The organism is Klebsiella sp. CN_Kp106 (assembly GCF_040064575.1).
GTDB classification, from domain to species: domain Bacteria; phylum Pseudomonadota; class Gammaproteobacteria; order Enterobacterales; family Enterobacteriaceae; genus Klebsiella; species Klebsiella michiganensis.
This window is the reverse complement of the sequence record NZ_JBEAIG010000050.1, coordinates 148,229-163,064: the sequence shown is the minus strand read 5'-3', so window position 1 is coordinate 163,064 and position 14,836 is coordinate 148,229. Positions and strand designations below refer to the sequence as shown.

The window sequence follows — 14,836 nt, the reverse complement described above, 5'->3', positions numbered from 1 at the left end:
GTTTCTCTCTTTTATTGGGATACATTAGATGTCGCTTCGGCCTGAGCCGCGCCAGTAGAATGAGTAATGGACAGTGCGATCAGGCAGGTGATGACCGCGCAGGCAATGATCGACAGGAAAGCGGTGGCGTAGTTTTGTTGGGTCAGCTTCAGTAAGTATCCGATCATAAGCGGCGATAAGAAGGAACCTATCTGCGCAATTGAGTTAATAAACCCCGTTGCGGTACCTACTGAGGCCTTTGGAAATTGTTTGATGATGGTAACGAACACGCTGATGCTGATGGCGTTAAGGAATATGTTAGATAGCGAAAGCCAGGCAAAGGCAATCGGCACGGAAGAGGCGTTAAACATCAGCCAGATGAACAGCGCTGAGACAGAAGAGCCAATCGCAATCAGGTATTTTTCGCGACCCTGAAAATACCTGTCGAGCAGCCACCCACAAAACAAAAATGAGGCAAAGCCCAGGGCCGGCGGCAGCATTGACCATGCGCCCATGGATACCATGCTCATCCCTTTGACTTTCACCCAATAGGATGGCAGCCAGGACTGCAAACCCCAGAATACAATATTGGTAAAGAAGTAGCAGGCGGCGATTTGCCATGTTAATGGGCGGCGAATAATATTCAACAAACGCTGCTTTTCGGGGATGCTACCGTGCGCTGCGGATGGCTGTGGCATCGTAACGCCAGCGGTGTCCGGGGCGCTGGAGCGCAGGACGCACCACAGGCAGAAAGCCAGAATCAGGCCAGCGATACCCAAAACAAAGAACATGATTCGCCAGTTGTACCAGGTAATCAGCGTAGATACGACCACCGAGCCAACGGCGAACCCGACCGATGCGCCAGATTGCAGAAATGATTTAGCGCGCGCCATTTTGCTTCTTTCAAACCTTTGGGCGATGACAACGGAGCTTCCTGCAGGGAAAACCGCTTCCCCCATTCCGACAAAAAAACGCGTAACTGCCAGCGTGAAAACGCTGCTTGCCATTCCGCCCATAGCGGTGGCAACGGACCACAGGGCAACCGCACCGGTTAAGATGGTTTTACTGCCCATCCGGTCAACAAGGTAGCCGCCAATAAGCTGGGTGAGCGAATAGGCAAGGAAAAAACCGCTGATGACCATACCGGTTTGTTCACTTCCCAGTCCAAAATCAGCAGAAATTGGAATGATCGCAATATTAATAGCGGCTTTATCGATAAACCCTACGACCCAACACAGAAACAATATCAGGATTATCAAATTGTTTTTATTCTTAAATGTAGCACTGAGCATAAAGTTCCCTCATAAGACATGAGATGATGTGATTTTGTCCTTGCTACCCTTACAGAAGTGATGATAAATATCTATGTGTAACCATACACTCAAGAGATGATTTTTATGTACAATCCTACATTTGATAATAATTCTGACTCATTACGTAAATCCTTGAGTGTTGTGTCTGTACGGTATTTTCCACAGTCGAATGTGCATATTGAACATTCCGATTTACGTTACGACTCGCTAATGGCGGGAGATACGTCCGGTTTTGAAGATAAAAATGAATCGTACATATTAATTCGTGAAAGGGATGGTGATTGCATGGTGATTAATATTATTTGCCTGCATATTGAATCATTGCGTATTGCCATCCGGACGGAACACGCGCTACTAAGTGAAGAAAATGTCAGAGTATTTCTCAGTGAAGTGAAAATACTACTTTTAACTGAAGTAATTAATTATCAAAATACGATGTTCACGAAGATTAGCGACAATACCTGGCATCTCGCCTCCGGGCTTTCGCATGAGGTTGTTACGCAGCATGTTATTGACGGCGCGCTGAAGACTATTGCATATAGCGATGCGGCAATCTTTCGTATTTATGATGATAAAAGCGACCGGCTGGTTCCGGTTGCAATGACAGGATTTAAAAATAATTATTATGATTATATTGTAGGTCTGCATGAATCGATATCCGGTAAAGTGTTTAAATCAATGCAGACGGCGGTCTTAAACTCACGGGAAGAAATTAACCACAGCTTTACGGCAAGCTCTTCCTTGCGTGATGAAATACTTAAAGATAACCCGCTGGCAACTTCGCTTATTTGCGTCCCGGTATACGATCAGTCGGCATGCTATGGCACATTGACTATGCTTTCATTTAGCCGACAGTTTGTATTTAACTCTTTAGCAAAATCGCTACTCGAAACCTATTCATCGCAGGTGGCGCTGGCCTGGCGCAATGCTCGTCTCTATGATGAACGCACGGAAAGTCTGCGGGTCGTTGAAGACCTACGCAATCAGCTGCAGGCGCAAAACACGTTGCTGAACGCGAGCGTGGATTTTTATAATTTGATGGTCTCATTGTCTATTAAATACAATAGACTAGGTGATTTTATCGCGGCGATCGCTTCACATCTCTCTTTGGATCTTAACTATCTGGATGTACTGGGAAACCAGAGTTTAAGTGAATCGCTTAGTGCATTGACGTGGAGTCACTTGCGCGCCTCTGCTGGCGAAAAAAATGTGTCGACAATCATTGTGGGCGGTAGAGACTATTGTCTGCTTCCTCTTGAAAATGAGGGGCGCTTGCTCGCCTTTTTTATCATGCGAAACCCGGACTTAAATGAACATGTATCATCGATTATCTCCAGACTAAAAGAGTTTGTGATAATGGAGATCGTCAAGCAGGCGGGTTCTGTTGCGCTGGAGAATAAAAAGAATCTGGATCTTATCGCTGAGATTATGGTGATTGGATTGACGGCAGAAAGTGAAATATCATTTGCCCGCAGGGGCATCGTTCTCCATAAATCAGTACTGTGCATTAAGCTAACAGCACCACAAGTGACCAGCGATGAAATACACTATTTGTCGACAATCAACGTTCTCACCAGAGACTTCGCATTGAAAAACGTTTTTCATTATTTTGACGCTGACGTGATAACGTTAATCATATTTGATATGAATGAGCAAAAGCTTTTCGCTCTTGAGGAAAAAGTAATCGCGCGCTATCAGCAGGACAAGCTTTATAAAGTGGGGGTGAGTTCAGTTCTGCGACGCCAGGAGGTTATCACCAGCATTAAACAAGCTAATACTGCGCTTGATGTTCTTAAAACCAGAAATAAAAGTGGCGTAATGAGTTTTCGTCATTCAGGTATTGATCGCTTGTTTATAAAACATACCCCTGAGGAACTAAAAGACTTTATCCTGGATCTGTTTTCACCTGTGCTGGAAGAGAATAACAAACCTGGTATATTGTTGGTGACGATTATCTGTTTTTTAAAAAACAGGCAGTCCGCAGTGAATACTGCAGAGGAGATGGGCATTCACGTCAATACGCTGTATCAACGGATTAAGAAGTTCGAAACGCTAACCGGTTTAAGCCTCAATAATGCAGACGAATTTATTATGATTGCCCTGACGTGCCATATGAGTCGGTTTTATCTTAGTTAAATGGTAGCCGGTAACTGATTGTAATGCATCCTGTCGTTGAGCGAGCACGCAATGAAAAGCAATCGGCTGACCGGCGTTAAGCTATTTTTTCTGTGAGACGTTGATACCCGCATTCGGCGCAAGCCGCGTCATATCATACACTCCGAGCGCAGTGATAATCGCGATGACGACAAATCCCAGGCGAAACCCCATTCCAGGAACAGTGGCGTAACCAAGATCCTCACTGAGGATGCTGCCCATGCGAATACTTAGCGCTCCCATTGTCACTCCCAGTCCGCTGGCGAGCTGAAGTGAAGTACTGAACAGCGTATTGGCTGAGCTCATCTCCTGTGACGGAACTTCAGCGAAGGCCAGTGAACTGATACCGGTGAACTGCATGGAACGGCTTAATCCGCCGAGGAACAACAGCACCAGCGTTATCAGATGCGGCGAGTCAGGCGTTAGCAGTGCGCAGAGTAACAGCGTCAATACGCAGGCGACACCGTTACCGATAAGCAGCTTACGGAAGCCAAAATAGCGAATTAGCGGCGTTGTAGCGGGTTTCATCGCCAGGTTGCCTGCAAAAACGGCCAGTACCATCGAGCCGGCTTCAAACGCGTTCATTCCGAAACCAACCTGAAACATCAGAGGCAGCATAAAGGGGGCTGAGCTAATCGTCGCACGAAGGATAAATCCTCCGCGCATGCTGATGCGAAATGAGGGGACTGAGAGCGATGACAGGCCAATCAGCGGCGTTTTACTGGTCAAAAGATGATGAATACTCCAGACCAGGGTAGCGAAGCCAACAGTAATGGTTACTGCCGCCCCGATCAGGCTAACGTTTTGTTGGCTGAGCATTTCCAGCCCTGCAACCAGGCACAGCATCGTTACGCCAGTGGCGACAAATCCTGTAAAATCAAACGGTCTGCGTTCGTTAGCCGATTGGTTTGGCATCATCTGCAATGATAGTACAATGGCGATCAGCCCCAGGGGGACGTTGAGAAAGAAGATCCAGTGCCAGCTGGCGTAGGTGGTAATAAATCCACCAAGCGGCGGCCCAATGATGGGGGCCACCAGCGCGGGCCAGGTTAGCGTGGCAATGGCCTTAATAAGCCGATCTTTCGGGGTGGTGCGCAGAACGACCAGACGTCCTACAGGAACCATCATCGCGCCGCCAATCCCCTGAAGGATACGCATCAGAACGAACTCAGTCACATTATGGGTCAGACCGCATAGCAGGGATGAAAGCGTAAAAATGCACAGTGCCAGAGTAAAGACGTTTCGTGCGCCAAAACGCTCCGCAACCCAGCCGTTGGCCGGGATCAGCACAGCCAGAGTTAATAGATAGGCGCTGATACCAATATTAAGGTCTATCGCTGTGACGCCAAACGCCTTTGCCATATCCGGCAGAGCAGTAGCAATCACCGTTCCATCAAGAAACTCCATAAAAAATGCGCTGGCAACCAGCAGCGCTAGCCCCGAAATCCTCCCTGAGCCAGAGCGTTCCTGCCGGGGCGTTTCGTCCCGCGATGAATCTGTTAAAGCCATATACCGTCCTCAGCGATTCGCTACGACGTGGTAAAGGTGTGACAAGATGGGAAGTTGTTATACCAAATAAGTAAATTTGCTGAGAACTCATTTTTAATCCCTGTTATATAAATCTTGATATTGGGCAATGAATGTACGCGTTTTATAGATACCAATCCGTTACCATCACCAAGGTAAATTATATGAATATTGATATCGGTTCAGCGCGGAAGATGATTTTGGGTGGGATGGCCCTGATAAGCGTATTTGGTTTGGTCAACGTCAGTAAAAAAGCCTGCTCGCGAGCAGGCTTTTTACAGGGATTACATGGATATACTAAGCGTTTTGACCGGTGATGAATCATTGGGGTTGGCTACGACACTCAATTTCTGTTCGTATCAAATATATCCTCCACCCTCAGTTTTGTTGCAGGATCCGCAGGAAATCCTGCTTGCTGGAGATTAATGATAGCGCCTTGGCGATAATTTCATCACTAAAAATAGAAGCAACTTCTCTCAGTACATCAATATGCTCACTTTCTTTGGCAATCACGCCAATGGCAATGAACATGACATTACTTCTGTCCCAGATAACGCCATCGGGGAACTGATAAATTTCAACCCCGGTTTTAGCAATGATATTGGTTGCTGATTTAGGCAGGTGCGGCAGCGTAATGCCATTGCCTAAAAAGGTGGAGACCTGACGCTCTCTTTCAGCAAGAAAAGTAACGCAATCTTCACTGACATAGCCTTTAGATTTAAATTCAGCGCCAATCATGGCCAGGACTTCTGCTTTATTTTTCGCCCGGCACGACAGATGGAGATTATCCTGCGTAATAGTATCGATCATAATCCGTTTTCCTTGGTGGCCGTATTGAATCCCGCTGCAGATTTATTTGCTGAAAGCTCCTCTTCCAGCTGCTCCAGCGATTTATTGGACGTTTCAGGCAGCGCCGCGATGACAAAAACAATCGCCAGGTAGTTAATCGCGGCAAAAATCAGGAATACCGGACCTAACCCGAGCTTGGCCTGCAATAATGGGAACAAATAGCTGACGATGGCATTCATCACCCACATGAAAAATACCGATATGCCCATCGACAGTCCGCGGAACTTGAGCGGGAACAGCTCAGCCAGCACCACCCAGGTGATAAAGCCCATCGTTCCCTGCATAACGCCAACGAACATCGCGCCGAGCAGCCAGATGGCCGTGGCTTTGACGTCGCCGACCAGCGTGTAGTCTACGCCGGCAATGATAAGGTGCAGGGTGGCCATGATCGCGAAACCATAAATAATGATGGTTTTACGTTTAAAACGATCGACGAGGTACAGCACGCCAAATAACATGCCGCCGACGGAGAACACGCCATTGAGTACGTTGCAGATGAGGGAGGTTCTTTCTGAGAATCCGGCGCTGCTGAGGATCTCAGTACCGTAGTACATAATGACGTTGACCCCGGTGGTCTGCTGCAGCGCCGCCCAAATGACGCCCACCAGCAGGAGTTTGAAAATCCATGGCGTCTGGAGAATGGTGACAAAGGCGTTCTGCGAATGAAGCTTTTTGTCCGCTTCGGCCTTAATTAAGGTGGTGATATCGTTGAATTCTTTGGTTGCGCGTTCCAGAGGGCGGATTTGCTTTAATATTTCCAGCGCTTCTTCATGACGGTTTTTACTGATCAGCCAGCGCGGGCTTTCCGGCGATCGCAGCATACCGATAAACAGGCAGATGGCGGGAATGGTCTGCACCATCAGCATATAGCGCCAGACGTCGGGGAGATGGCCCCAGAGGATGCCAATAATGGCGTTGATGGCAAATGCGGCGAGCTGCCCGATAACAATGGCGACTTCGTTTAAGCCGGTTAGTTTACCGCGCATTTCGGTTGGCGCCACTTCGGAAATAAAGGTGGGGGCGGTCACCGAAGCGCCACCCACGGCATAGCCGAGGATGAAACGTGAAATAAGCAGTACGGTGATATCCGGCGCCAGAGCGGACATTAATGCGCCGATGAAAAAGATGAAGGATAAAAAGAGCAGGTACTTTCTTCTGCCAAAGAAGTCCGCGAATTTTCCCCCGAATACGCTGCCTAACGCGGCGCCGATCAGCAATACGCTCATGACCAGACCTTCTGTAGTCGGGGTCAGGGCCATATATTGTTTCAGAGAGGAAAATGCGCCATTAATAACGCCGGTGTCATAACCGAATAGCAGGCCGCCAAATGTCGCAACCAGGGTTATCTGGTGTAATCGTTTTCTCTGCTGTAGGTTCAGATTCATAATAAGAGACATTTTTATACCTTTTGTTTTGATTAACGGCACGAGATAAAAACGTGTCATCCCATCCTCGTCACGGCCTGCCTGTGCGCCTGGCGAAGCGCGGCCGGGATGAAATGATTTTTTGTTCTTAGTGCAACTATTTAGCGCGATTGCTATGCGCTAAATAAAACCGATCAAAGAGGTTTCTTTTTGATTAATGATGAATCATCGGTAGATGCGGGGCTGGGGCCTCCGGGGTGGTTGACGTTCAGAAAGTCCCCGGCAGCGTGAGGGTGGAAAAGGGGCGGGCCAATATAAACGGTTCGGATAAGTCCTGATCTCACTTCCTTCATTGCATCCTCCGGGGGGTTAGGATTTCTGCTGCGCCATCAAGGCGGGCAGAGTGCGTTTAGTGAGAGATGATTATTACCGCTATAAGTGAAATAAAAATACAAACAGATCACATTTTGAAAGTTTTATTTCGGTTTGGTTTTGTGGGCTATGTGTAACAGCCTTGTGTATAGAATGGCTATTTTTATAATTAATTGATATATATGGCAATTTTTAGGATTGTTTACGGGGGGCTGGCCCGGTGGCAGGAAAATGAATTGTTAAAATTATGATATATATCACATTTGTAAACAAGTTCGTTTATGAAATTTAAATTTCATTATTGCGTCTGTTTTATTTTTTATTCGAAATCGGGGGGGCGTCAAAAAGCTTCATCACCTCGATACGCGTTTTGCCGCAGGGTGACGGTTGCGCTCAATGCCCGGCGGCGGCAGGAGCTGCGGATGCACCGCTGGCGTCACCCTGGAAACACAATTGAGAACCGCCAATTATCATAGTGATACGCATGCTCTCGTTTTGATAATCAGCGGCGACCTCATTCGCTTTTTATTCTTTAACCGGCCGCTATTTTTAGATGCGCCTCACATAACTCAGCCTGAAATAACCCTTTATTTATAGGTGGCATAGCCATTGCTTTAATCCGTTATCTTTCTTTGTGAGTGGAGACTGAAAAATATGGATACATTGCTAGTTGGCAGTGAGGTGCCCCGCGTAGACGGGCTCGCCAAGGTGACGGGTAAAGCGGTCTACGGCGATGACATTATTATGAACAATATGCTGTATGGCGTCTGTCGCTACGTGGATATTCCTGCCGGGCGCATCGATGCGCTCGACCTGTCGGAGGCGGAAAAAGTGCCCGGCGTCGTGCGTATTGCCACCTGGAACGATATCCCCGGTCAGCGCAAGCTGGGAGCGATTGTTCCCGATCATCCGCCGATTATCGACAAGGAGATCGCCTACCGCGGCGACGTGGTTGCCGTGGTGGCGGCGGAAACCTACGAGGCAGCCTGCATCGCCGTCGATAAAATCAAAATCACCTACACCCCGTGGGAGCCGATTACCTCCCCGGAAGAGGCGATGAAGCCCGGTGCGCGCCTTATTCACAGCGAACTCGATAGCAATATCATCAACCGCCACCACACGGCGAAGGGCGATATTGATGCCGGTTTTGCCGCCTCCAGCCATATTTTTGAACGTGAGTATGAGGTGGGGTTCCAGGAGCACGGCTATATTGAGCCGGAATCGATTACCGCCTACCTGGACAATAATGAACAGATCATGACCATCGAAGGGTCGATTCAGAACGCTCACCGCACCCGGGCGGTGATTGCCAAATATCTCGACCTGCCCCAGGCGAAGGTCAACATTAAGCGCTCCGTCCTCGGCGGCTCCTTCGGCGGTAAAGATGACATTATCGATAACGTCTCCTGCCGCGCGGCGCTGCTGGTGCACCTGACCGGGCGGCCGGTTAAGATCTCCTATAACCGCGAACAGTCGATGCGCGAGAGCTACAAGCGCCATCCTTATAAGATGAAATACCGCATTGGCGTGGACGACGACGCGCGCATTCAGGCGATTAAAATCGACATTATCGCCGATGGCGGCAGCTACTGCGGCCAGACGGTGTTTGTCACCTGGCGCAGTTCCGTGCAGGCGGCGGGCCCCTACAACATTCCTAACGTACGCGTCGATCTGGTGGGCGTTTACACCAACAACAACTATACCTCGGCCTACCGCGGCTACGGCGCGCCGCAGGTCATTTTCGCCAACGAATCGCTGATGGATGACGTGGCGGGCGAACTGGGCCTGTCGCCCGTTGAGTTCCGCCTGCGCAATATTCTCAGGCAGGGCGATACCAGCATGGCCGGGCAGGTCTTCAGCGAGCATACCGTCTCCGCGCGGGAGGTGCTGGAGAAGACGCTGCTCAAGGCCGAATACGAGGCCAAACGCGAGCACTACAAAAAGCTTAACGCGGAAGGCGGCCCGATCCGCTACGGGATTGGCTTCGCGCTGAGCCATCGCGGCTGCTCTCTGGGGGCCGAGGGGCTGGATGCGTCCTCGGCGCTGATTCAGGTGAATGCCGACGCCAGCGTGAACATCTCCACCTCAGTATCCGAGAACGGGCAGGGGCTGCAGACCACCATGTCGCTGCTGGCGGCGGAAGCCTTTGGTATTGGGCTCGACCGGGTGATGTTTAGCGAACCGGCCACCGCGATGATCGCCGACGGCGGCTCAACGGTCGCTTCGCGCGGTACCCTGATGGGCGGACAGGCGATTCTGAGCGCGGCGAACAGAATTAAACAACGCATGGCGGACGCCGTCAGGGAAACGCTGAAAGCGCAGAGCATCGACGATATCGCCTGGCAAAATGGCAAGGTGTTCAACCGCCACAGCCCGGAGCTGAGCCTCAGCTTCCAGCAGGTGTGCGATATGACCCGGGCTACCGGGGCAAACCTCTCCGCCTACGGCTGGCACGTGGCGCCGAATATTCACTGGGATGAAGAGAAGGGCTGCGGCAGCCCCTATTTCACTTGGGTGTACGGCTGCCAGCTGGCCGACGTGGCGGTGGATATGCGCACCGGCAAAATCATCGTCAATAACGTTGTCGCCACCCACGATGTCGGTAAAGTCATTAACCCGGTTGGTTTTAGCGGCCAGGTCTACGGCGGCGTACTGCAGGGGATGATCGGCTACGGCATGCTCGAGGATTTCAACACCGAGCACGGCGTGGTGAAATCGGAAAACTTCGATACCTATCTGCTGCCGACCATCAAGGATATGCCGCACATCGATATCATTGCGGTGGAAAACTACGATAAAGCGGGCCCGATGGGGGCGAAAGTTATCGGCGAACCGGTACTTGAACTGGGCGCTGCGGCTCTCAATAACGCGGTGAGCTTCGCCATCAACCGCCCCAACCGAATCCTGCCGCTGACCCTCGAGCAGGTTCGCCTGGGTTATAACCTCAAGAAGCCGGAGCGCCAGAGCGAGCAGATGCTGGAGTCTGGCGATAAGAAACAGGTTCACCGCCTCAACACCCTGTCGCTGAGCGTCCCGCAAACCCTGAAAGAGGCCCTGACGCTGATGGCCGAGAAGGGGGCAATGCCTATTGCCGGCGGCACCGATGTGCTGGTGCAGGCCCGGATGCTGTCCGGCGAGGTGCCGCTTGTCAACATCGCCGGACTGGCGGAGCTGAAAGAGATTTTTGACGTTGAGGGCGGGATCTCCATTGGCTCCGGCGTCTGCTTTACCGACCTGGTTAAGCATCCGTTGATTCAGCAGCGCTATCCGCTACTGGTTACGGCCTGTAAAACCGTCGGCTCCCTGCAGCTGCGCAACCGGGCAACGATCGGCGGCAATATCGTCAACGCCGCCCCGTGCGCGGACTCCATGCCGCCGCTCATTATCTACGATGCGGAAGTAGAGCTGCGCAGCGCGCGCGGAACGCGCCGGATGCCGGTCAGCGAATTTGTCGTGGGCGGCTATCGCACCCTTCTTGAGCCTGATGAGCTGGTTGTCCGCTTTATCCTGCCGGCGCCGACGCAGCAGCCGCTGATCAATCGCTATCTGCAGCTTGGCCGGCGCAATGCGTTGAACATTACGCGCCAGAGCTTAACCGGGCAGTTTATGGTCGATAAGGGCGTGGTTCGCCTGTGCCGTCTGGTGGATGGTGCGCTGATGGCCAAACCGCAGCGGTTGACTGAGGTTGAGCAGGCGCTCACCGGGAAGGCGTTAGACGCCGCCGCCATTGACTATGCGGCCGGGGTACTGCACGACAAGGTAGAAAAAGCCATCGGCGGACGCTGGTCTGCGCCTTATAAAGTCCCCGTATTTATCGATATGTTCCGGCAGATGCTGCAGGAAGTTATGACAGAGCAGAAAAAATAAGGAGCCATGAACATGAACCATATTGAGCTAAAAGTGAATGGCATCCGCATTGCCCGCGATGTGAAAGACAATGTCCGCCTGATCGATTTTCTGCGCGAGGAGCTGAAGCTCACCGGCACCAAAGAGGGCTGCTCGGTGGGCGAGTGCGGAGCCTGCACCGTGATTATGGACGGCAAATCCGTCTGCTCCTGCCTGCTGCTGGCCGCCCAGTGCAACGGGGCAGAGGTCACTACTGTCGAAGCGCTGCATCACGATCCGGTCGGTAAAAAATTGCAGAACGCCTTTATTCGTCACGGCGGCGTTCAGTGCGGCTTCTGCACGCCCGGCGTGTTGATGAGCGCCAAGGCGCTGCTGGATGCCAACCCGGCCCCCAGCGACGATGAGCTGAAAGAGGCGCTGGAGGGGAATATCTGCCGCTGTACGGGTTATCAGCCGATCATTACCTCGATTAAAGCGGTGCTGAAATCCTGATCGCCGCAAGCGCCGCCGTCGCCAGCCGACGGCGGCGTTGTATTCGGCTTCAGGGGGAGGATGACGATGAGCAAAAAAATGGATAAACAGTGCGTTATGCTGGCCGCCGGGCTCTCCAGCCGGATGGGCAAATGGAAAATGATGATGCCGTGGGGCGAGGGAACGATTCTCGATAGCGCCCTTGCCAGCGCCCTGGCGTTCTGCGATCGGGTGGTGCTGGTGACGGGGTTTCGCGGCGACGAACTGGCCGCGTGCTATCGGGATCATCCGGGCGTTGAGGTGGTCTTTAACCCGCAATATCAGGACGGTATGTTCTCTTCTATTCAGTGCGGGGTAGGCCATATTCGCGCTTCGCGCTTCTTTCTGGCGCTGGGCGATATGCCGGAGGTCACGCCGGGCGTCTACCGCCGGCTGTGGGCCAACGCCGACGCCGGGAGCTGCATTATTCCGGCCTACGATCGCGGTAAAGGCCATCCGGTTCTTCTGCCCCAGCGGGCGATTTCTCTGATTCGTCGCGCGCCGCAAGGGGCCACCCTGCGGGACGTTATCGGTCAGATGGCGGCGCGCGTTATCCCCGTGGCGAATCAGGGGATTCACTGGGATGTTGACACTCCGCAGCAGTATCTTGAGGTCGCGCGCCGCTGCCGCAAAGATCTGGCCGCCGTCGGTTAGCGCTGGCGGAGGGAAGAAGAAAAGACAATATCGCCCCGGAGCGCACAGCGCCGGGGCGATATTTTTTACCCCGCGGCGCTTTCGCGCAGACGGGCTTTCAACTGGCTGTATTCCTCACTGACGTACCGTTCGGCGGCGCGCTGATCGGCAATACGCTCAACGTTAACGGCGCAGTACTTGTACTCCGGGGTTTTGGTTATCGGGCTGAGATTCTCGGTGACCAGCTCGTTGCAGGCGCCGATCCACCACTGATAGGTCATGTAGACCGCCCCTTTATTCGGCCTGTCGCTGATTTTCGCCCGGGAAATCACCTTGCCTTTGCGCGAGTTAACCCACACCAGCTCTTCGTCCTCAATGCCGAGCCGCTTGGCGTCGGCGGTGTTGATCTGGATGTAGCCCGGTTCGTCCGCCAGTTTGGCCAGCGCAGCGCAGTTGCCGGTCATCGAACGGCAGGAGTAGTGGCCTACTTCGCGCACCGTGGAGAGCACCAGCGGATAGGCATCGCTCAGCTTATCGACCGGCGCCTGCCATTCGCAGGTGAAGAACTGCGCCAGCCCGTTCGGCGTGGAGAACCGTTCCGCAAACAGATACGAAGTGCCCTGGTCCGCCTCCGACTCGTCGCGGCACGGCCACTGCACGTAGCCCAGTTCTCCCATCTTCTCGTAGGTCGCGCCGAAGAAGTTGGGGCACAGATGGCGGAGTTCATCCCAGATCTGCTGCGTGTTGTCGTACTTCATTGGATACCCCATCCGGGTGGCGATTTCGCAGATGATTTGCCAGTCGGTCTTCAGATCCCACTTCGGCTCCACCGCCTTGAAAAAGCGCTGGAAGCCGCGGTCCGCTGCGGTATAGACGCCCTCATGCTCGCCCCACGAGGTCGAGGGCAGAATCACATCGGCCGCCGCGGCGGTTTTGGTCATAAAGATATCCTGGACAATAACCAGCTCCATCTCTTCGAAGGCCTGACGTACGGCGGAAAGCTCGGCGTCGGTCTGGAGCGGATCTTCCCCCATAATGTACGCCGCCCGCACTTCGCCGTGCGCCACGCGGTGCGGCAGCTCGCTGATGCGATAGCCAGGGCTCTCCGGCAGGCTCTCAACGCCCCAGGCGTTGGCGAACTTCTCCCGGTTTTCCGGGAATTTCACGTACTGATAGCCGGGATAGGTGTCCGGCAGCGCGCCCATATCGCAGGTGCCCTGGACGTTGTTCTGGCCGCGCACCGGATTGACGCCGACGTGCGGTTTCCCCAGATTACCGGTGAGGATCGCAAGGCTGGTCAGGGAACGCACCGTTTCGACGCCCTGCCAGAACTGGGTTACGCCCATCCCCCAAAGAATCATGGCGTTTCCGGCGCTGGCGTACAGCCGCGCGCATTCGCGAATCTGCCTGGCGCTGATGCCGGTGATGGCTTCCACCGACTCCGGCGTATAGCCTTCGACGATGTTGCGATACGCTTCGAAGCCTTGGGAACGCCCGGCGACGAAGGATTTATCGTAGAGATCTTCTTCGATAATCACCTGCCCGATGGCGTTGAGCAGCGCAATGTTGGAGCCGTTTTTCAGAGCCAGATGCAGGTCGGCGATGCGCGCGGTTTCGATTTTACGCGGATCGCAGACGATGATTTTGGCCCCGTTGCGTTTGGCATTGAGGATGTGATTCGCCACGATCGGGTGCGAATCCGCCGGGTTATAGCCGAAAATAAACACCAGATCGGTATTATCGATCTCGGTGATGGCATTACTCATCGCGCCGTTGCCGACCGACTGGTGCAGACCTGCAACCGAAGGGCCGTGTCAGACGCGTGCGCAGCAGTCGACGTTATTGGTACCAATAACGGCGCGCGCAAATTTTTGCATGATGTAGTTGGTTTCATTGCCGGTGGCGCGCGAAGATCCGGTGGTCTGAATCGCATCCGGCCCGTACTTCGCTTTTATGTCGCTGAGGCGGTTTGCCACGTAATCGAGCGCTTCCTCCCAGGAGACGGACTCCAGCTTACCGCCGCGCCGGCGGCGGATCATCGGGGTTTTCAGGCGCGGGGTGAGGATCTGCGGGTCGTCAATAAAATCCCAGCCGTAGTAGCCCTTCAGGCACAGGGTGCCCTGATTATTTTTCCCCATCGCAGCGTCGGCGCGGGTAATTTTTCCCTCTTCTACCGTGAGCTGCATTTTGCAGCCGGAGGCGCAGTAGGGGCAGACGGTCGTGACTCTTTTCATAGCAGTGGTCCTTAAACTTAGAACAGCAGGGCATAGCTAAAGCGGCCGTTCAGGC

The 14,836-nt window shown here is 52.9% G+C and carries 10 protein-coding genes; 5 read left to right on the top strand and 5 right to left on the bottom strand.

Going from position 1 to position 14,836, the window contains the following annotated elements; genetic code table 11:
• Positions 1-11: 11 nt before the first annotated feature.
• A complete protein-coding gene (locus ABLU96_RS16425; protein WP_048262540.1) occupies positions 12-1,271 on the bottom strand; it encodes an MFS transporter in 1,260 nt (419 codons plus the stop codon).
• 105 nt (positions 1,272-1,376) lie between these two features.
• Between ABLU96_RS16425 and ABLU96_RS16420 the strand changes: the two genes are divergently transcribed.
• A complete protein-coding gene (locus ABLU96_RS16420; protein ID WP_157835623.1) occupies positions 1,377-3,428 on the top strand; it encodes a helix-turn-helix domain-containing protein in 2,052 nt (683 codons plus the stop codon).
• Positions 3,429-3,509: 81 nt separating this feature from the next.
• Here ABLU96_RS16420 and ABLU96_RS16415 read toward each other — a convergent pair whose 3' ends face one another.
• On the bottom strand, positions 3,510-4,955 hold the full coding sequence (locus ABLU96_RS16415) for an MFS transporter (protein ID WP_025108433.1): 1,446 nt from the start codon (positions 4,953-4,955) through the stop codon (positions 3,510-3,512).
• A gap of 182 nt (positions 4,956-5,137) precedes the next feature.
• On the opposite strand from ABLU96_RS16415, the gene ABLU96_RS16410 reads away from it, so the two are divergent.
• Positions 5,138-5,290: a hypothetical protein gene (locus ABLU96_RS16410; protein ID WP_157835624.1), complete on the top strand. Its 153-nt coding sequence runs from the start codon at positions 5,138-5,140 to the stop codon at positions 5,288-5,290.
• A 61-nt stretch (positions 5,291-5,351) separates the two neighbouring features.
• Here the strand turns inward: ABLU96_RS16410 and ABLU96_RS16405 are convergent, their stop codons facing one another.
• Together ABLU96_RS16405 and ABLU96_RS16400 are read right to left on the bottom strand one after the other, a co-directional pair.
• Positions 5,352-5,783, bottom strand: coding sequence for a PTS sugar transporter subunit IIA (locus ABLU96_RS16405; RefSeq protein ID WP_025108434.1), 432 nt, complete (start codon positions 5,781-5,783; stop codon positions 5,352-5,354).
• Positions 5,780-7,267 (bottom strand): sugar porter family MFS transporter, encoded by a 1,488-nt coding sequence (locus ABLU96_RS16400; protein ID WP_228291682.1) that lies wholly within the window; start codon positions 7,265-7,267, stop codon positions 5,780-5,782. The genes ABLU96_RS16405 and ABLU96_RS16400 overlap by 4 nt, the downstream gene beginning before the upstream one ends.
• A 945-nt stretch (positions 7,268-8,212) precedes the next feature.
• On the opposite strand from ABLU96_RS16400, the gene ABLU96_RS16395 reads away from it, so the two are divergent.
• The 3 genes from ABLU96_RS16395 (at position 8,213) to ABLU96_RS16385 (ending at position 12,568) form a co-directional block, all read left to right on the top strand.
• Entirely contained in the window at positions 8,213-11,425 is a 3,213-nt protein-coding gene (locus tag ABLU96_RS16395) for a molybdopterin cofactor-binding domain-containing protein (RefSeq protein WP_348862624.1), read from the top strand.
• A gap of 12 nt (positions 11,426-11,437) precedes the next feature.
• A complete protein-coding gene (locus tag ABLU96_RS16390; protein WP_009651983.1) occupies positions 11,438-11,896 on the top strand; it encodes a (2Fe-2S)-binding protein in 459 nt (152 codons plus the stop codon).
• A 66-nt stretch (positions 11,897-11,962) separates the two neighbouring features.
• Positions 11,963-12,568 (top strand): CTP--molybdopterin cytidylyltransferase, encoded by a 606-nt coding sequence (locus ABLU96_RS16385; protein ID WP_014838779.1) that lies wholly within the window; start codon positions 11,963-11,965, stop codon positions 12,566-12,568.
• 65 nt (positions 12,569-12,633) lie between these two features.
• On the opposite strand, the gene fdhF is transcribed toward ABLU96_RS16385, so the two are convergent.
• Positions 12,634-14,781: a formate dehydrogenase subunit alpha gene (gene fdhF, locus ABLU96_RS16380; RefSeq protein ID WP_348862623.1), complete on the bottom strand. Its 2,148-nt coding sequence runs from the start codon at positions 14,779-14,781 to the stop codon at positions 12,634-12,636.
• Between the last annotated feature and the right edge of the window lie 55 nt (positions 14,782-14,836).